At 55.8% G+C, this 19,383-nt stretch carries 16 protein-coding genes; 2 read left to right on the forward strand and 14 right to left on the reverse strand.

Annotation, left to right across the window (positions count from 1 at the left end; all coding sequences use genetic code 11):
* Positions 1–4: 4 nt before the first annotated feature.
* From GQY55_RS04435 to GQY55_RS04465, 7 genes are all read right to left on the reverse strand, one after another.
* Positions 5–1,603 carry a response regulator gene (locus GQY55_RS04435; protein ID WP_160038632.1) on the reverse strand — a complete coding sequence of 533 codons (1,599 nt, stop codon included), beginning with the start codon at positions 1,601–1,603 and terminating at the stop codon, positions 5–7.
* Between the two features lie 15 nt (positions 1,604–1,618).
* On the reverse strand, positions 1,619–2,980 hold the full coding sequence (locus GQY55_RS04440; RefSeq protein WP_236575419.1) for an ABC transporter substrate-binding protein: 1,362 nt from the start codon (positions 2,978–2,980) through the stop codon (positions 1,619–1,621).
* A 31-nt stretch (positions 2,981–3,011) separates the two neighbouring features.
* Positions 3,012–4,736, reverse strand: coding sequence for a cache domain-containing sensor histidine kinase (locus tag GQY55_RS04445; RefSeq protein ID WP_160038635.1), 1,725 nt, complete (start codon positions 4,734–4,736; stop codon positions 3,012–3,014).
* Between the two features lie 137 nt (positions 4,737–4,873).
* Positions 4,874–5,743 (reverse strand): carbohydrate ABC transporter permease, encoded by an 870-nt coding sequence (locus GQY55_RS04450; protein ID WP_160038636.1) that lies wholly within the window; start codon positions 5,741–5,743, stop codon positions 4,874–4,876.
* Positions 5,740–6,696 carry a carbohydrate ABC transporter permease gene (locus tag GQY55_RS04455; protein WP_160038637.1) on the reverse strand — a complete coding sequence of 319 codons (957 nt, stop codon included), beginning with the start codon at positions 6,694–6,696 and terminating at the stop codon, positions 5,740–5,742. The genes GQY55_RS04450 and GQY55_RS04455 overlap by 4 nt, the downstream gene beginning before the upstream one ends.
* A gap of 205 nt (positions 6,697–6,901) precedes the next feature.
* Positions 6,902–8,251: an ABC transporter substrate-binding protein gene (locus tag GQY55_RS04460; RefSeq protein WP_160038638.1), complete on the reverse strand. Its 1,350-nt coding sequence runs from the start codon at positions 8,249–8,251 to the stop codon at positions 6,902–6,904.
* A 211-nt stretch (positions 8,252–8,462) separates the two neighbouring features.
* Positions 8,463–8,825 (reverse strand): winged helix-turn-helix transcriptional regulator, encoded by a 363-nt coding sequence (locus tag GQY55_RS04465; protein ID WP_160038639.1) that lies wholly within the window; start codon positions 8,823–8,825, stop codon positions 8,463–8,465.
* 277 nt (positions 8,826–9,102) lie between these two features.
* Here GQY55_RS04465 and GQY55_RS04470 point away from each other — a divergent pair, with 277 nt between their 5' ends.
* On the forward strand, positions 9,103–9,642 hold the full coding sequence (locus GQY55_RS04470; protein ID WP_160038640.1) for an NAD(P)H-dependent oxidoreductase: 540 nt from the start codon (positions 9,103–9,105) through the stop codon (positions 9,640–9,642).
* A 204-nt stretch (positions 9,643–9,846) separates the two neighbouring features.
* On the opposite strand, the gene GQY55_RS04475 is transcribed toward GQY55_RS04470, so the two are convergent.
* The 6 genes from GQY55_RS04475 to GQY55_RS04500 all read right to left on the reverse strand — a co-directional run bounded on the left by GQY55_RS04475 (position 9,847) and on the right by GQY55_RS04500 (position 15,048).
* Positions 9,847–10,113 carry a hypothetical protein gene (locus tag GQY55_RS04475; protein ID WP_160038641.1) on the reverse strand — a complete coding sequence of 89 codons (267 nt, stop codon included), beginning with the start codon at positions 10,111–10,113 and terminating at the stop codon, positions 9,847–9,849.
* A 111-nt stretch (positions 10,114–10,224) separates the two neighbouring features.
* Positions 10,225–11,094: an inositol monophosphatase family protein gene (locus GQY55_RS04480; RefSeq protein ID WP_160038642.1), complete on the reverse strand. Its 870-nt coding sequence runs from the start codon at positions 11,092–11,094 to the stop codon at positions 10,225–10,227.
* 297 nt (positions 11,095–11,391) lie between these two features.
* Positions 11,392–12,393: a UV DNA damage repair endonuclease UvsE gene (gene uvsE, locus GQY55_RS04485; RefSeq protein WP_160038644.1), complete on the reverse strand. Its 1,002-nt coding sequence runs from the start codon at positions 12,391–12,393 to the stop codon at positions 11,392–11,394.
* A 32-nt stretch (positions 12,394–12,425) separates the two neighbouring features.
* Positions 12,426–12,746, reverse strand: a complete 321-nt coding sequence (locus GQY55_RS04490) for a hypothetical protein (protein WP_160038646.1) — start codon at positions 12,744–12,746, stop codon at positions 12,426–12,428.
* Between the two features lie 121 nt (positions 12,747–12,867).
* Complete coding sequence (locus tag GQY55_RS04495) at positions 12,868–13,962, reverse strand: D-alanine--D-alanine ligase (protein ID WP_160038648.1); 1,095 nt, start codon at positions 13,960–13,962, stop codon at positions 12,868–12,870.
* 66 nt (positions 13,963–14,028) lie between these two features.
* Positions 14,029–15,048 carry an amidase domain-containing protein gene (locus tag GQY55_RS04500; RefSeq protein WP_160038650.1) on the reverse strand — a complete coding sequence of 340 codons (1,020 nt, stop codon included), beginning with the start codon at positions 15,046–15,048 and terminating at the stop codon, positions 14,029–14,031.
* A gap of 446 nt (positions 15,049–15,494) precedes the next feature.
* Here GQY55_RS04500 and acnA point away from each other — a divergent pair, with 446 nt between their 5' ends.
* Positions 15,495–18,209, forward strand: coding sequence for an aconitate hydratase AcnA (gene acnA, locus GQY55_RS04505; RefSeq protein WP_160038652.1), 2,715 nt, complete (start codon positions 15,495–15,497; stop codon positions 18,207–18,209).
* 195 nt (positions 18,210–18,404) lie between these two features.
* Here the strand turns inward: acnA and GQY55_RS04510 are convergent, their stop codons facing one another.
* Complete coding sequence (locus GQY55_RS04510; RefSeq protein WP_160038654.1) at positions 18,405–19,373, reverse strand: hypothetical protein; 969 nt, start codon at positions 19,371–19,373, stop codon at positions 18,405–18,407.
* Positions 19,374–19,383 lie beyond the last annotated feature (10 nt).

Genomic DNA, 19,383 nt, shown 5'->3' on the forward strand with positions numbered 1-19,383 from the left:
TCTGCTAGACGAGATAACTGCTTTCTTCGCGATATTCGGACGGCGTGCGTCCCGTCGTTTTTTTGAACACCTGCGTAAAATACTTCGGATCCTGATATCCGACCATCGACGCGATTTGATAGACCTTGACGCCGGTATTTTTCAGGATGTATTTGGCCTTTTCCATCCGGCATTCGGTCAGGTACTCCAGGAAGGTGTAGCCCGATACCTGCTTGAACAGCGTGCAGAAATGGCTGATGCTCAAATCCACCACCTCGGCCACCTCTTCGATGCCGAGATCCTTGTGGTAATGGTTCATGATATACAGCTTCGCCTTTTCGATCAGCGAGCGGCCGTCCTCCTTGGCCTGGCTTCGCCTGCTTTCCTCCATTTGCCGGGCTGCGGCATTCTTCAATAAGCTGATCGCTTCCTGCAGGTTTTCCGCCTCGTGAAGCGCCTGCAACAAGCCGTCCAGCGGCCAATCCGCCAGCAAATTCGCGTACTCCAGCTGCCTGTAGAGGACGACGGCGATTTCCACAAGGAGCCGCTCGGCCGTTTCTTTCGCAGCAGCATGGCGTTCGATGTACAGCTTCAAATCGTCAAACGCCGCCTCCATCCGCTGCAGGTCCAACGTGCGGGCGCTTTCCAGCAAGTCGCTCTCGACCTGTTTCGGATACTTCAAATCCGTCGGCCGGGCCTCGTTCGGCTGCTCCTCCCGCTCGGCGAAAACTCCCTCCCGCTCGGAATAAAACCGCTGGTACAGCGCCTGCGTGGCGCTCCGGTACGCTGCGCTCAGCTGCCCGATCCCCTTGAAGACGCGGCTTATGCCGACGGAACAGCTCAATTTGGCGTACTTATTGATTTGAAGGATCAAATCATTGCCTAGACGAACATGATCCGTTCCGCCGTCTGCCGCAAACACGACGATCCATTCGCCGCTGTGAAACGGAAATACGGTCAGCGCCCCATGCTGCAGCGACCATTCCTCCAAAATGTTCCGGACGGCAAACAGCCATAAACGCTTCTCGTCAGGCAGCCACTGTTCGTTCAAGCGGAGAAAGCGGTCAAGCTGCACGACGGCCATGACATAGTCCTGCTCCAGCTCGCTGTTTTCCATCCACTGCATATGCCCGAGCGGCCGGTCGTTGCCTTCGATCCATTCGGAAAACATCCGCTCGCGCGCCATGACGGACAGCGCTTTGACCGAATGCAGCAGCCGCTCGTTTTCCGCGCGGGCGTCCAGCTGCGCCGCCGCACGCTGAAGCATGCCGGTCAACTCCTCATGGTCGATCGGCTTCAGCAGGTAATCGAACGCCCCCTGCCGCAGCGCCTCCCTCGCATATTCGAATTCGCCGTATCCGCTGATCACGATGAAGATCCGCTTCGGGTTGCCGGACAGCACTTCCTTCATCAACGCGATACCGTCCATTCCCGGCATGCGGATGTCGCTGATTACCATATCCGGGGAATGCTCCCCGATCAGCTTCAGCGCCGACTCCCCGTTGCGGGCCGTTCCGACGACCGTAAGCCCCAGCTCCTCCCAGCCGATGGCGGCCTGAAGGCTGCGGAGAATGATCGGCTCGTCATCGACGAGAATCACTTTATACTTGGCCGCTGTCCCCATCTTGCTCCCCCCTGTTCACTTTGCGGCGGAGCTGCGCCGCAGATTCCAATACTGCCGCAGGGAATCATCCAATCGGACCAGCGCGTCCCCGGGAGCCGTCTGCCCGTTGATCGCTTCCTCCACGACGGCCAGGAACGACCATTTCACCTCCGGCGAAAGGATGTTGTCGTACGGCGCGAACGTCCGCGCCGGCTGCTCCATCAATCCCGTCACCTGGGTAAAAACCGGACCCGTTTGCCGCGCGTCGAAATCGATCCGCATGGACGGAATGCGCAGGCCTTCATAAACGATCCGTTTCTGCACGTCCTCGGAATAAAACGACTGCATCAGCTCCAGCGCCGCCTTCTGCTGTGCCGCCGTCAAGTTCGAAGAAAGACTGATGCCGAACGTATAACCTCCGGCGATCGATCGCTCCCCGCCCGGGTGAAGCGCCGGAAACGGAAGGACGCCCACTTTGTCTTGAAACTCGGGCGGAGCTTTCTCGTTGTGGAACAACGTAATGTCCCAATTCCCGTTCAAATACATCGCGGCCTTGCCGTGCGTGAACAGATCGATCGCTTCCTCAGTCGACAAGCTGTTCGGCGACGGCCCGAACGCCCCTTCCTTGCCCCATTCCGCGAGCTGCTCGAATGCTTTTAAATACCCGCCGTTGTCAAAAACGGCCCCTGCTTCCCCCTGAACGATTCCGTCGATCTGGTTCGGGCCGCTGAAGCGGTCCATCAAATAATGCGCAAACACCGCCGCCGGCCACCGGTCCTCATTCCCGAGCGCAAACGGGATGTACCCGTTCTCCTTCAGCACCTTCACGGCCTCGTTCAGCTGAGTAAGCGTTTCCGGCAGCGCCAGGCCCAGCTTGTTGAAAATTTCCGTGTTTACGTACAGCGGCTCCGCGTTGCCTTCGATCGGCAGGCCGTAGATCCGCTGATTGTAGGTCCACAGCTTCAAATCCTTGAATTCCTTCTCCAGGTGGTTGTTTTTCACGAATTCGGTCAGGTCCATCAGCCGGTTGGACCGGATATACGGCTCGATCTCCGCCCCGCCGAACAAAACGAACATATCGGGCGGCGTGCCGGTCACCATTTCGCTTTTCAGCTTCTGTTCCCGGTGGATCGTCTGGTCCATGCCCTCAAAATTGACTTTGACGTTGGGATGGCTGCTTTCGTACTGCCGGACCACATCCTCGAAAATGTTCAGCATCGGGCGGTCATGCTCGGCGATCCAGAAGTGGCGGAAGGTCAAGGTCGTTTTTTCCGCGGTTTCCTCCTCGATCCCGCCGTGATTGCTCCTGGCCACCAGCGTCACCGTAACGGTAAGCACGGCCGCGTACAGCAGCGCCCAGCTCCAGTTCAGCCATTTTTTCAACCGCACACGTTTCACGCTCATTCCCCCTTCCCAGCGTCCCCTAAGCTCACGGCCCGATTTTGGGCAGCCGGATGCGGATGACCGACCCGCAGCCCGGAGATGAGCAGATCAGAATGCCGTAAGGGGAGCCGAACCGGATGCGCAGGCGTTCATGCACGTTTTTCAGGCCGACGCCGCTGTCGCGGTATTTTTTGGCCCCGCCGGGGTGTTCGTCCCCCAGATGCAGCAGCGTATCCTCGTCAAAGCCCGGACCGTTGTCGCTTACGTCTATGATGATGTCGCCGCCGGCATCCTTCGCTTCGATCCGGATCAGGCCTTTTTCCTCCATCGGCTCGATCGCGTGGTACAGCGCGTTTTCCACGATCGGCTGAACGATCAGCTTCTGCGTCATATACGGTTTCAGCTGTTCCGGCAGCGCGATCTCGCATTCGAACCGGTCCTCGAAGCGGTATTTTTGGATGTTCATATAATGGCGGACATGCTCAAACTCCATGTTCAGCGCGATCAGCTCGTGGTTTTCGCTGATGCTGATGCGCAGCAGCTTGCCGAGCGAAACGACCATTTTGCTGATATCCCGGTTCCCTGCGAGCACGGCCATGGAATTGATCGACTCCAGCGAATTGTATATGAAATGCGGGTTGATCTGAGCCACCAACGCCTGCATTTCGGCTTCTTTTTTGCGGGTCTGCTCGGTCTCCACCTGCTGAAGCAGCTCCTGGATCTGCCCGCTCATGCGGTTAAAGCCGTCGATCAGCAGATCCGTCTCGTCGAATCGCTCCACATGCGCCTGGATCGGCGTAAAAATGCCCTGCTTCACCCGTTTCATGCCGTTGACGGCGCTGATGATGCTGCGGACGAGCCTGCGGATGAAAAACTGGTCGAACCATAACGCCGACAGAAGCGAAAACAACACCAAAATGACGGCGATGTTGCGGATCGACACCGATTCGGAGCGGATCAGCTTCAACGGAGTGACGGCGACAAGATACCACCCCTCGTTATGGGACGGCAAAAAGGTAATGAGCGATTTTTCGTGCTGGTACGTATCGACGTAGTAATCTTTATTCTGGTGGAAACCGCCGGCAAGGAACGGAAAACCCACCCTCTCGCCGACATGACCTCCGGATTTGTTGAACACGATGCTGCCCTCTTGGTTGACGAGCAAAATATCGCCGCTTTTCAGCGTTGCGGATTCCCAAAACACCTGGTCCAATATATCCGGTTTGACGTAAATGACGAGATACCCGATGTCCTCCAGCGAGTAATAGTCTTTGATGACGCGGGCGTGGATCATGACCGGCTTGCCTGCCTCCGCGGAGCCGTTTTCCCCGGGGCCGGACCAGATCGGCCTGCCTTCGGCCTTTTCCATGTTCGCAAACCACACTTGGCGTTTCATGTCGCTGTAGGACATGGGGGCGTTGTACTGGTATACGAGATCGGTTTTCGAATACAAGCTGAACGAAGCGATCATCGGATGATTGATGAGCAGATTGTTGATCTCCTGCTTGCGGTCGTAGGTCATCCCGGATCCTTGGTTTTTGAGCGCCTGCTGGATGGCCGGCTGCGTAATCGCCGCATTCGAGATCGAGTTGATTTCGCTGAGGGCGAATTTCAGCTTCCGGTCGGTTTCCAGCAGGGATATCCAGTAAAAATTGCTCGACTTTTTTTCCATCGCGCTCGAAAAGTTGTAATAGGAAACGGCGCCCATGACAATGACGGGTATAAACACGAGAAGAATAATAGCAAGCAGGATTTTGCGGCGGAGCTTCATGGCCTATCCTCCTGCGCCTTGGTCTGTGGCTTTACTCTATTATTCTTCATCATGCCTGATATTCCTTGCATGAAAACGCGGATGGCAAATCGCAGGCTGCAATCCGGCCGGGGTGGCCCGGACCAAAACGGAGCACCTCAGCTTTTGACCGCACCGGAAGTCAAGCCGGCGATAACCCAGCGGCTGAACAGCAGGAAGACGATCAGAAGCGGAAGCGTCGCCGTAAAGGTCGCGGACATGATCATGCCGTAATCGAGGCCGTCGCGGTTGGAAAAAAGCTGCTGCAGCGCGATCTGGATCGTAAAATGCTCGCTGTTTTTCAGGACGACGAGCGGCCAGAAAAAATCGTTCCACACGTTCATGAAATTGAGAATGCCCAGCGTCGCCATGGCCGGCGTGATGACCGGAACGGCGATGCTCCAAAAAATACGGAAATGACCGCCCCCGTCGATCCGCCCGGATTCGATCAGCTCCGAATGCACGGCCGTCGCCGCATACTGGCGCATCCAAAAAATGCCGAAGGCGTTGACCATCGCCGGCACGATCAAGGCGCGGTACGTGTCGATCCAATGCAGCTTCGCCATGATGATGTACGTCGGCAGCACGCTTAGCTGGGACGGAACGAAGAGCGTGGCGATCACGAAATAAAAAAGCGCGTTTTTCAGCGGAAATTCATATTTCGCAAACGCATACCCCGCCAGCGTGCAGAAGAAAACGACGGACAACGTCACCATCGACGAGACGAACAGGGAATTCAGCAGCGCCTGGAAAAAATCCGTCCGCTCCAGCACGCGCTGGAAATTGTTGAAGAACTCCCCTCCGATCGTAAGCAGCGGCGGAATATGGAACACCGCGCCGCGGTCGTTCGTGGCGATGACGAACATCCAATAAAACGGGAAGATCGATATCAAGGCGCCGATGATAAGGAGCACATAAAATACCGTTTTGCCGAAAACCCCGGCTCCGCCGGGCGCTTTCGAAGCTGGGGTCCAACTGCTAGCGCTCATGCTTTGCCACCTCCCGTGTCGCCTTCCATCCGGTTCGATACCCACATGTTGATCATGGAGAAAATGATCGTAATGATGAACAGCATGACCGCGGTCGCCGCCGCCGTGCCGAAGAAGCCGTTGCGGAACGCTTCGCTGTACAGGTACGTGACCATGGTGATGCCTTCCTGCCGCGTGGAGCCCGTTCCCGATTGCCCGAGATACACGTAAGGCTCCGTAAAGAGCTGCAGCGCCCCGATGGTCGAAATAAGGGTGACGAACACGATAAACGGCTTCAAAAGCGGCATTGTGATATACAGCAGCTGCTGGCGCCGGTTCGCGCCGTCGATGCGCGCCGCTTCATACAGGTCGAGCGGTATGCTCTGCAGGCCGGACAGAAAAATGATCGCGTTGTAGCCCGTCCAGCGCCACATGACCATCGTGGAGATGGCGATCTTGACCCCCCACCAGCCGGAGTTGAAGGCCACGCTTTCAGCCCCCATCTGATGGAGCAGCCAGTTGATCATGCCGTTGTTGCCGAACAGCGTGCTGAACACGAGCGTTACAGCAACGATGGACGTAATGTTCGGCATGAAAAAGAGGACTCGGAACGTTTTTTTGAACCGGGTCATCGCCGAATTCAGCATGACCGCCAGCAGCAGCGCAATGATCAGCTGCGGGACGGTACCCATGACGCCCATAATGAGCGTGTTCACAAACGATGTCCAAAACAGGGGATCGCTTGTGACCAGATCATAGTTTTTCATGCCGACGTAGGACATCGGCCCGAGCGCATCCCATTTGAAAAACGACAAATAAATGGTGAAGAAAATCGGGTATAAGCCAAAAATCGCAAACAAAATAAAAAAAGGCGATATGAACGTATAGGCCGTTAACCGGCTTCGCCTTTGCTCGGTCCAAAAAGGCCGCCTGCCTGCCGAAACAGGCCGCGCGGCGGTGACGGGTTCTGCCATGACGCACCTCCGTGAAGTCTCTTGAAAATCATCCGAATCCGCCGGGGAGACGTCTGCCTAACGCCCAGCGGATTCGGGGATAAAACATTGCATCCTATCATTGGTCGCAGCCTCAAGCGGCCGATGAGCGGGGGATCGGTTCACGATCCCCGGCCAAACCGTTCCGGTTCGATGGACTCACCGAGCCGCGCGCCGCCGCTTGCTTCTAGCTGCGGGCCGCCAGCGTTTTGGCCTTCTCGACCGCCGCATCCCATTCCTTGGCCGGATCGGCTTTTTTCTCAAGCACGTTTTTCAAAGCGTCCTTGAAGAAGGTGTCGGTTTGGTCATGCAGCGGGCCGTAATAGACCGGTTTTACGCGCTGAGCCGCTTTGCCGTATTCCACGGCCGTCGCCTGGCCGCCGAAAAATTCGTCCTTGAAGCCGGTAAAGGCTTCATCCGTATACAACGCCGGAATCGAGGGCATGAGGCCTTTGGATTTAAACGACTCCAGCTGGTTCTCCTTGCTGTCGAGCCATGCGATGAATTCGTACGCTTCCTTCGGATGTTTGCCCTGTTTCGGCAGCGTCAGGAACGAACCGCCCCAGTTGCCCGCGCCTTCGGGAAGCTGGGTGATTCTCCATTTGCCGGCGGAATCCGGCCCGTTGCTCTTGATGTTGCCGGCCATCCATGCCGGACCGAGCATCACTTCGAAACCGCCGTCGTTTGTCGCTTGCCCCCATTCCGGAGACCACAGCAGCGTGTTGCCGATCCACCCTTCCTGGATGCCTTTGACGGTAAAGTCGAACGCTTTTTTCACCTGCGGATTTTTGTCGCCGATAAAGGAACCGTCCGCTTTGCTGAAATAGATCTCCCCGTCGGATTGGTCCCGAACGCCGTTGTAGACGAGGTCCGTCAAATCGGCGAACGGCTTGCCGGTTTTTTCCTTGAACTGCTTCGCCACGGCGGCGAATTTATCCCAAGTGTCGATCGCTTTGCCGAATTCCTCCGGATCCGTCGGCAGCCCGGCCTGTTCCGCCAGGTCGGTGCGGTAGTAGGCGACGGTCGGGCCGATATCCGTCGGCAATCCGATCTGGAAGCTGCCGTCCTTGGAAGACCCCTGTTTCCATTTCCAGTCCAGATAGTTGCCGGCGATATCTTTCGCGCCTAAATCGTTCAGGTTGTAAAATTTGTCCTCGGCCGTAATAAAGCGCTCCATGAATCCGATTTCAAGCATGAAGATGTCGGGCGCCCCGGAACCCGCGGACAGCGCCGTCGTCAGGTTGTTGTGGTGGGCCGTCTGGTCGGACGTATTTTGAAATTTGATCGTCACGTTCGGATGTTCCTTCGTGTACTCCTTGCCGAGCTCCTCGTAGTTGGTCGTTCCGAGCGACCAGAAGGTGAGCTCCACTTTTTCGCCATCGTCTTTTTGGTCATTGGTTTGCGCGGCCGCATTGTCCGTCGTCTTCTCCGGCGTCGTTTGGGCGTCCTGCGTGCCGCTTTTCCCTCCGCACGCCGCCAGCGACGCCGTCAGCAGCAGCGAAAGCAGCAGCATCGGCCATGTTTTGCCTCGTTTCATTTTTCTTTTCCCCTCTCGAAAATAGGTTTGACGTTTGACAAGGTTCAGTCTACCGGAGCGGGCGGGAAATTTTGAGGAGGCAATATTTCGATTTCTGGTTGAAATTATTACGGCACGAAAAAACGCCGAGGGATTCCCACGGCGTTTTTGGCGTTCTTCATTATTTTTTCGGGTTTGAAAACGGCCGGTCCCGGCAAAGGAAAGAGACAAGTCACCTGCTCATCCGTTCCTCCTCGAAACCGTTCATGAACTCCCGATGATTGTACCCCCATCCGCACATATCTTTAAGCACAGAGCTTAACGACTTTCCGTGCTCGGTCAGGGAATATTCGACCTTGGGCGGAATTTCCTGATAAATCTTCCGGGTGATCAGCTTGTCGCGCTCCAGCTCGCGAAGCTGGTTGGTGAGCATGCCCTGCGTTATGTTGGGGAGCTGCCTCCGCAATTCCCCGAACCGTTTGGTGCCCTCATGGAGCAATATGAACAAAATCAGCGGCTTCCATTTGCCTCCGATCGCCTGCAGCGTCGCCATGATTCCATCCGTGCCCCCGGGGCGGCGATCAATCGTGCTCATGCTCCTTCATCCCCTTTCCCTTAATGCGGCGATTTCGGCCTTTTTGCCATTTTATCAAAACGCGCCGTGATCTTACAGTACTCTTATTTCTCGGACATAGTACGTTTTTTGGTACTATCCCGCAACCCGCGTCCGAACCGATGGTACGGTTTGAGAGACCTGGTATGAAAAAAGAGCGTACTTTTCAGAAAACGGAAACGGAACCATACTGGAGATGAATCAAACGAATTCAGCATTTTAAACCCATGTTACCCAACCAACGAAAGGATGATTTCATATGAATACGATGATCATTGCGGCGCACCCCGATCTCGCCGCTTCCAAGACCAATCAAGCGCTCATTCAGGCGGTAAAAGGAGAGCAAGGCATTATCGTCCGCGACCTTTATAGAGAATACCCCGACTGGAACATCGACAGCACCCGCGAGCAGCGGCTGTTAACCGAACATGACCGGATCGTGCTGCAGTTTCCTTTTTACTGGTACAGTTCCCCGCCCCTTCTCAAAAAATGGTTCGACGACGTGATGACGCCCGGTTGGGCTTACGGCCCCGGCGGGGAGCATTTGAAGGGGAAAGAATTCATTGTGGCTACCACGGTGGGCGGAACGGAGAAGGCCTACCAAGCAGGCGGCGACAACTGGTATACGATCAGCGAATTTTTGAAACCGATCCAGCGAACAATCACCAAATGCAGCGGCACTTTCCTCCCGCCGTTCGTCGTTTACGATGCCAATCAGGCGGATCCCCAGCGTTTGCAGCAAGAGGGAGGCCGCTATGCGGAACATATCCGGACGCCTTATCGTGTCTTGGTTCATTAAAAGCGATTATTAAGCCGTTAAAAAATGGGCCGCATAAAAAATTCAGCCTATAAAACGATGTCTATCGAGGGATATTCATTGAAAGGAGAACTGCATTGCGCCGAATTTTTTTGCGATGCTTAGCCGAACGTGAGGCATAATCCTTTCTCCTATTATCTAAAAAAAGCGGACGCAAGTGAAATATCCACTCCGTCCGCTTCTCCTCTATTCCTTATCCAGCCCGGATTCGGGCTTGGATTCCCTTTGTTTCGTCCGTTCCAAATAACGGTCGTACCGGTCGTCCAGCTCGCGCGCGATGCTGCGGTATTTCAGCGTCTCTTCCACGATCGGATCCATTTTCGTCTGAATCCGGATTTCGTACCGGGGCGAGATGAGCTCCCGCTCCTGCTCCTTGCGGTGATGCTGATCTTCCATTTCGCCTTCGGTTAGCATCTCACTAAGCTGACGCTCCAGTTCGTGTTTTTCGCTCATAGCAGGACACTCCTTTTTGCGATAGATTCAGCACCCGAACATCGGTGCCGCACGATATTTGTTATCCCGAAAACCGGGGGATGAAACGATTCTTCATAGGCTTCAAGACAATCAGGCGTTTTCGAGCCCGGTAGCCGCGGCTTCTTTCAAAGCCTGCACAAGCTCCGAATGTACGGCCCCGTTCGTCGCGGCAATATGGCGCGTGCGGAGGGAATAAGGATTCCCTGCCGTATCGGTAATCTGTCCGCCCGACTCCATCACCATCAGCGCTCCCGCCGCGGTATCCCAGGCGTTCAGGCCGATTTCCCAGAATCCCGTCAGCCGGCCTGCGGCGACATAGGCCAAATGCAGCGCAGCCGATCCGCCGGAACGGATGTTGCGGACCTTCGGCGCCAAATAAGCCAAGCCCGCCATATTTACCGGCAGCGTGCCGGCCAAGTCTACCGGGAACCCGGTAGCCAGCAGGCTTTCCTCCAGCTTGGCCTCGTCCGATACCTGCATGCGCTTGCCGTGAACATAGGCGCCTTTTCCTTTTTCGGCGACGAACATTTCGTCGCGCGACGGATCGTAGATGACGCCGACGATAATCTCCCCTTTATGCGCCAGCGCAATCGATACGGAGAAAAACGGAAAACCGTGCACGAAATTGGTCGTGCCGTCCACAGGATCGACGATCCATAAGTATTCTTCTTCCGCATATTTCTCGAGCGCTTGGGCCGAAGCCTCCGGACCGGGGGCGACGCCTTCCTCCCCGAGAATGGCATGATCCGGGAAATGGGTGAATATCAGTTTGCGGATCATCGATTCCGCTCCTTTATCCACTTCCGTCACCAGATCGCTGACCGCGGATTTGGTATTTAATTGTTTTACGGTGCCCAATCTGCTTTTAATCCATTCTCCCGCTTTGGAAGCGGCATTGATCGCCACAGCGGTATAGCTTTTGCTTGTCACGACATAAGGAGTTTTTTCCTTTTGGTTCAAAGCGCTCACTCTACTTTCTGTGTTATCGTAAAAAACATCGATGTCTGTTCAATGAAGAGACCGCGTATAGCGGAAGCTTTCCCATGAAATAAAAACTCGTGTCCTTCATCCCGATGCTTGCATTTCTCTGCTTATCCTCGGCACCTCGGAAGGCCCGATTCTTGCAGCTATCATCTTTAAAATATACGTAGTGAAAGATTTAAAGTTTCGCCTGTTTTCGCAGGGGAAGGCAAAACCCGCGCGAGCCCGGAAAGCTTTGCGCAGAGCCGTTTTCGCCCGTCCCGTCGTTCCTTTGAATCAACCCCGGACTTCAATGCTCGCTCCGTCCAGAATCCGGACTCCTTCGGATGAATAACCGGCCAAATGTTTCATCAAGTTAAAAAGGGCCGCGTCTTTATGTTTGGCTTCGATCATCACGTCGACCGCAGGCGTGTTATCGGCAATGCGGCGCAAAAAGGCAAGCAACGGCTCCGGATCGACCAGGTCGGCATGGCTGCGCGGATCGCTTTCGCTTTTCGGGCTGGAAACATGGATTTTCGGCGGCAGCGAACGGTTCCGATCCGCATCTTGCTGCGCAAGAGGCCCGGACCACGTCCTCAGAATGCCGGGCCAAAGCTCCCATGGCTGCTCGCCGTCATTGTTCACCCATTGGTGGTGCAGGTCCAGCACCATCGGCAGGCCGGTCGCCCGGCAAACCTCCAACGTTTCGGCCGCCGTGAACGTCTTGTCGTCGTTTTCGAGCGTCAGGCGCTCCTGGATCTCCCGGTCCAGCATGCCGAAATGCTCTTTGAAGCGTTCGGCCGCAGACGGCTTGTCTTTGTAGGCTCCTCCGATGTGGATATTGTTTTTCGCGGTAGCGTTCAGCCCCATCGCCTTCAGCATCGCGACATGGTGCCGAAGGTCCCGGACGGAGTTCCGCAAAACTTCCTGTCTTGGCGTACTGAGCACCGTAAAATGATCCGGATGGAAAGACACCCTCATGCCGTGTTCGCGAACGTATCGCCCCACTTCGCCAAAAGCGTCTCCAAGAGCTGCAAACGGGTCCCAATCCTGCAAATCCTCGTGGGTCGCAAGCGGGATCAGCTTGGAAGAAAAACGGTAAACCCGGATGTCATGGGCGTAATTGTGCTTCAGCAGCCTTAGCGTATTGTGCAAATTCCCTTCCGCAATCCGCTCCAGCTTCCGAATGGCCGCCTCCCGGTCACTCAGCTTGCGAAAACTCGTCAGCGTCATCGTTTTGGACGGGGAAGCGTCCTGAACCGACATCGACATGGCCACATAGCCGAACCTTACGATCATATTTCCGCTCCTTATGGTCTGTAATGAACACCTTAAGGATTATGTTCCCCAAAAAACATTTCGTAAGCCAAGGCGGTCTGAATTCGCGATTCCTCGTCGTTCAGTTTGCGGATCAGCTCCATTTCGACCTCGGTCACCTCTTGGCCCTGGAAGTTGATTTCCGCGATGCAGCCCACGATTTTGACGATGGCCACGGCGACGTTTTCCGGCGTATACGCAATCACCTTCTGGCCCGTCGGAAAAACGCGGAAGCCCTGCTTCACCATTTTGCCGCGCCCGTATTCCATCAGCTCGTACAGCTCCTGCTCGCTCTTGAACTTGCATACGGAGTTGAATTCCGTTTGAAATCCCATCCATGCACCCTCCCTTTCGGCGTAAAATCGGCCTTCCCATGCTTAAAAGGTGCCCGGGCCTTCAACTGCGCCGGCCGGACACCTTATGAAACGTTTGTTCATCCCCAACGGGCGCCGCCGCTTACGCTTCGTTCGTGTAGCTCAGCGCCTGTTTGCTTTCGTAACGCTCGAACGCCAGCCCGATCATCCGGTCGAGCAGCGCCTGATAGCTGAGGCCCGTTTCCCTCCACAGCAGCGGATACATGCTGTACGGGGTAAAGCCCGGCATCGTGTTGACCTCGTTGATCAGAATCGCGCCGTCCGACTTGCGGAGGAAAAAGTCCGCGCGGGTAATGCCGCTGCCTTCGATCGCTTGGAACGCGACCAAAGCCGCCTCGCGGAGACGGTCCGCCACGTCGGGGTCCACCGGAGCCGGAATGATCATTTCCGATTGCCCGTCGGTATATTTGGCCGCGTAATCGTAATAATCCGCCGAGGAGACGATTTCGCCCGGAACCGAAGCCATCGGCTCCTGGTTGCCGAGAACGGCCACCTCCACCTCGCGGGCGTCGACGAATTCTTCGACGATGACCTTCAGGTCGTACCGGAACGCCAGCTCAACCGCGCGCTCCAGCTCTTCACGGTTTCTCGCCTTGGAAATCCCGACGCTTGATCCGAGATTGGCAGGCTTGACGAAACATGGGTAGCCCAGTTCGTCTTCTACGCCCATGATTAGATGGAAGCTGCTTTGTTCCCATTGATGTTTGGTGAAATGGCAAAATTTGCACTGCGGAAGGCCGGCTTGGGCGAACAGCTTTTTCATCACGACCTTATCCATTCCGGCCGCCGACGCCAGCACGCCCGCTCCGACATACGGAATGTTCGCCATTTCGAACAGACCTTGAATGGTGCCGTCCTCGCCGTACGTTCCGTGAAGGAGCGGAAACATCAAATCAACGGCCGCTTCCCCGCCGTACATCCGGCTGAAAATCGCTCCAAGCGCCGCTTCCGTGCCTTCCCCGCCGTGCTCGAGCTTCAGCTTCTCCACCTTTTCTAAAGGAGCGGATAGCGAAGAGCCTTTTCTCCATTCCCCCTGCTTCGTGATGTAAAACGGGATCAGCTCGTATTTATCGTAATCAAAGGCGTTCATGACCGCAAAAGCCGTCTGCAGCGACACCTCGTGCTCGCCTGATTTGCCGCCGTAAACCAGCCCTACGGTTGTTTTGTTGTTCCCCATGCCTAACCTCTCTCTTTTTCGCTGTATTGCAGGCTGCTCCTGCTGTCGTACTTACATGATAACGCTCTAGAAGTAGTCCGGGATATGCAAAAAGCGGTATGCGGTGTTTTCGGTCCACGCATAGGAATCCTTGTAATCCCAGTAGCGCTGCCTGCTGCTGACCGTGTGCGCGTTGACCAGCGGCTGCCCGCCGGCATCGAAAGCGGTCACAATGGTCGAATGCTGGAAGGAGCCGTCCCCGTCCCAGTCATAAAAAATGAGGTCGCCGAGCATAAGCTGCTCCGGGCGCTCCACGATTTCCCCGCGGGTTCCCCACGCGCTTCCCGCCAAAAAAGCGGCCATCGCGTTGGAAACGGCCCAGCTGTAGCTCCACCATTCTTTGCCGCCGACGTATCCCTTGTACCACCAGCCCGTTTCCCTTCTTCCAGTATAGTTGATTGGCGCGCCGCCTGCAAAGAGACATTGGGAAATGTAATTGGTGCAATCGACGTCGAATACGGCGAATTCGGGGTTATTGGAATTCCACCATCTGTCGGCATACGCGGCCGCTTCCTCCCGCCGGTACCGGACGGATTTGCGCCCGATGCCGCCGCCAAGAATATACGGGTTCAGGTAAGGCTGCGGGCTGCCGTCGTATGATTGCTGGTAGCCGATCTGCTGCGGCCCGGCATAAACGTCCAGGCCCGATGCGGGCGGATGTTTTTCGGGCGTCAGATGCTCCACGGACACGATGACCCACTCGTCCCCGTCGCGAACAAGCGTCAGGCGCTCCCGCTGAATGATTTCTTCGGCATGGGTCACGCCGCCTTTTTCGTAAAAAAGCTGCACGTGCAGCAGCACGTCGATAACCGCCTCATCCGGCGAATCCTGGATCGTCCGCAGCAGCTTGGCCCTCGTTTCGCTGCGAAGGGGCCGGGCTCCACGCTCCGCGTACCACTCGGAAAGCCGGGCGGAGCGCTCCGCTCTGGCCATCAGGTAGGCCGGATCGGCCACCACCTGCTGCGTATGCTGCGATCTGTAATCGACCTGCAGCTGGTTATATTGATTCACATAGGTGTAAAGTGTCTGCTTCCATTCCTTCTCCATTTGCTTGATTCCCCTCTCGTTTCCGTTACTTGCAGCCGTTTCAGCCCGAGACGGGCGAACCATGAACAAGCGATGCAACGGCCTCTTATATAACGTATATGAACCTGAACGAGCCGCTATGAGCTTCAGTTCGTTCACGGTTGACCGGAGCGGTATGGGGAAAGAATGATAGGCAGCGGGTTTGGCGAGCCTAATTCATTGGCGGAACAAGGATCGTCGGCCCTTTGGGCGGTTGTTCCCGCGCCTTGAATCCATCTTTTCGTTTCATATAAATAGACGCAAAAAGTTCTTTACTCACCGGCTTGTAAACGGTATACTAAAAACAAACCTCACTATTTTGAAATTATGTTTCATCTAGTGAAACAGGAACGGCAAAGTGATGGCTTATCGCTTACCGCATCCCACCGAAAATGTTCACAAAAGCACATTCTCAAGGAGGTACATGTATGACAGCAAAGGATCAATTCTCCACTGCCCGCAGCCTGGAAGTCGGCGGCAAAACATACCGCTATTACAGCCTGCAGGCGCTTGAAGAACAGGGACTCGGCAACATTTCCAAGCTCCCGTTCTCGATCAGAGTGCTTCTGGAAGCCGCTGTCCGCCAGTTTGACGGCCGCGCGATTACCGAGGAGCATATCAACCAGCTGGCCAAATGGAGCGAAGGCGTCGGCCGCAACAAAGAGATTCCGTTTATCCCTGCCCGGATCGTGCTCCAAGACTTCACCGGCGTGCCGGTTGTCGTCGACCTTGCCGCGATGCGCGACACGGTGAAAAAAGCGGGCGGAGATCCGAAGAAGATCAACCCGCTCGTACCGGTCGACCTCGTTATCGACCACTCCGTTATGGTTGATGCCTTCGGCACACCCCAGGCGCTGAACTACAACATGGAAGTCGAATTCGAGCGCAACGAAGAGCGCTACCGCTTCCTGCGCTGGGCGCAAACGGCGTTCAACAACTTCCGTGCGGTTCCTCCGGCAACGGGTATCGTTCACCAGGTCAACCTGGAATACCTCGCTTCCGTGGCAGCCACTAAAACCGTTGACGGCGAAACCGTCGTATACCCTGACTCCCTCGTCGGAACGGACTCCCATACGACGATGATCAACGGTCTTGGCGTCGTAGGCTGGGGCGTCGGCGGCATCGAGGCTGAAGCCGGCATGCTCGGGCAGCCGCTTTATTTCGTCACTCCGGACGTCATCGGCTTCAAGCTGACGGGCAGCCTGACGGAAGGCGCAACCGCGACCGACCTGGCCCTGACGGTAACCGAAATGCTGCGCAAAAAAGGCGTTGTCGGCAAATTCGTCGAATTCTTCGGCCCCGGACTTGCCAACATCAGCCTGGCGGACCGCGCGACCGTAGCCAATATGGCACCGGAATACGGCGCAACCATCGGCTTCTTCCCGGTTGACAGCGAAACGCTGTCCTACCTGCGCAACACCGGCCGCTCCGACGAACAAGTCGAACTGGTCGAAGCCTACTATAAAGCACAAAACATGTTCCGTACGGCCGACACGGAAGACCCTGAGTTCACGGACATCATCGAACTCGACCTGGCTTCCGTCGTACCGAGCCTTGCCGGGCCTAAACGTCCGCAGGACCGCATCGAGCTGACGAACATGAAAAAAGCCTTTAACGACATCGTGCGCACGCCGATCGAAAAAGGCGGATACGGCCTCAGCGATGCCAAAATCGAAGAAAAAGTGACCGTGAAGCATGCGGACGGCACCACCAGCCAAATGGGAACCGGCGCCGTCGTGATCGCCGCGATCACAAGCTGTACCAACACATCCAACCCGAGCGTTATGCTGGGCGCGGGCATCTTGGCGAAAAAGGCGGTTGAACGCGGCCTGAAAAAACCGGGCTACGTGAAAAGCAGCTTGACGCCGGGCTCCCTGGTCGTTACCGAATACCTGGAAAAAGCAGGCCTGCTTGAGTCCCTGGAAGCGCTCGGCTTCTACGTTGCAGGTTACGGCTGCGCGACATGTATCGGCAACTCCGGTCCGCTTCCGGATGAAGTCAGCCAAGCGATTGCCGACAACGACATGACCGTTGCCGCCGTATTGTCCGGCAACCGGAACTTCGAAGGCCGCGTCCATGCGCAGGTCAAAGCCAACTACCTGGCTTCGCCTCCGCTCGTGGTGGCATACGCGCTGGCCGGAACGGTCAACATCGACCTGCAAAACGACCCGATCGGCCACGACCAACAGGGTGAGCCTGTATATCTGAAAGATATTTGGCCGACTTCCGCGGAAATCAAGGAAGCGATGAACCAATCCATGAACGCGGAAATGTTCCGCAAAAAATACGCGAACGTCTTTACCGCCAACGAACGCTGGAACGCGATTCCGGTTCCGGAAGGCGAACTGTACGAGTGGGACGAAAAATCCACTTACATCCAAAACCCGCCGTTCTTCAAGAACCTGGGAACGGAGCTGGATGACATTAAAGACATCAACGCCGCAAACGTACTGGCGCTGCTTGGAGATTCCGTCACGACCGACCACATCTCCCCTGCCGGCAACATCTCGCCGACCAGCCCTGCAGGCCTGTACTTGAAAGAACACGGCGTCGAACGCAAAAACTTCAACTCCTACGGCTCCCGCCGCGGTAACCATGAAGTCATGATGCGCGGCACGTTCGCCAACATCCGGATCCGCAACCAGGTTGCGCCTGGAACCGAAGGCGGCGTCACGACTTACCTGCCGACGGATGAAGTGATGTCCATTTACGATGCTTCCATGAAGTATCAAAGCGAAGACCGCAACCTGGTCGTCATCGCCGGCAAGGAATACGGGACAGGAAGCTCCCGCGACTGGGCGGCTAAAGGTACGTTCCTGCTTGGCGTCAAAGCCGTCATCGCCGAAAGCTTCGAACGGATTCACCGCAGCAACCTCGTCGGCATGGGCGTGCTTCCGCTGCAGTTCCAAGAAGGAGCCGGCTGGAAGAGCCTCGGCCTGACAGGCAGGGAAACATTCGACATCGCGGGTCTGAGCAACGACGTGCAGCCTGGCCAGTCGCTGACCGTGAAAGCGACGCGCGAGGACGGCACGACCTTCGAATTCCCGGTTACGGCACGTCTGGACAGCATGGTGGACGTGGATTACTACCACAATGGCGGCATCCTGCAAACGGTGCTTCGCCAAATGATCGCAAACCAATAATCGTTTTATTGGAGGATATTGCAAAATTCAAATCGCGACTTCAAGCGAATTTTGCAATATCCCAAATGTAAAAAGGCGTTCCTGAAGCCATGGTCAAAATGGCTTTGGGAACGCCTTTTTGGCTGTATTTCTTCATTCATCGCCAGCTTATAACATTTACAATGCCGTACCGCATTACCAGCGTGCATACGCCGACTAACGCAACCCGATATGATCAAATCGGTTTCGGATCCGCTCTTGCATAAATGTTTTGATCTGACCGATCGCTCCGTGCTCCGCCTGCTGCGCTTCATCAAATAGAAGAACAAGGCTTTGCTCCTTGCGCTTCATTCTGTTGTGATCACCGTCCATGGCTCCCATCACCTTCTGAAAGGCGTCCGCCACTCTCCGATACCCATCAGCCGCCGGTTCAAGCTGTGGCCACAGGCGGCTCAGCATTTCCATATATTCACTGACGTCTCGTTTGGCAGCCGCGTAACTTTCGAAAACGCCGGCAGCCTGCACGGGATCGTATACCCCATCGGATAAAGCTTGCTTAATTGCATCATAAGCGGCAAATCCGCAGGCATAATCGGCTTCCGGCAGTACCCGGTCAGGTGTTTCCCATTTGTAGGCGGCCTGCATCAAAGATTCTTTATATATTTCGAGCGGATCGAGCTCCACCGTTCCTTCGAAGACCTGATAGTACCAATATGGGGACTCGTTTTGTCCGAATTCATCGTATGGCAGCCGCTGCAGCCCAAGTCCTCCGCCGTCGTCATAATACAGGGTCCCTTCCTCGTCATCATACCCTGCCACAATGGCAAAGCCATCTTTCCAAATCACGGCTCCAACTCCCCGATCCAGCGAAGCCTTGATTTGCCCAATCGCTGCATCCCTGTAGAGCGGAAACGTCGGATGAAAAGAAAATCCGGCCGATGACGAAGCCGTGACCCCCACAAAATCCGCGGCAAGAAAGTTTTCCGCCATCCAATTGTAAGCCGTCGGCGATTCGGCGGTTAAACGCCGATGGACCGCAAACCGGAAACCTGTGACGGTCACTCCGGACAGCACAGCCTTGGAATACGTCGTCCAACCGGCATGGGTTAGCACCGCATGCATGGCATCGACATAGGATCGGGACTCTATGGTCATACCCAAATTCTTCAGAATCTTTTTCCCCATCCCTTTCCCC

Origin of the sequence: Paenibacillus sp. USDA918EY (assembly GCF_009870825.1) — a bacterium.
GTDB classification, from domain to species: Bacteria; Bacillota; Bacilli; order Paenibacillales; family Paenibacillaceae; genus Paenibacillus_AQ; species Paenibacillus_AQ albilobatus.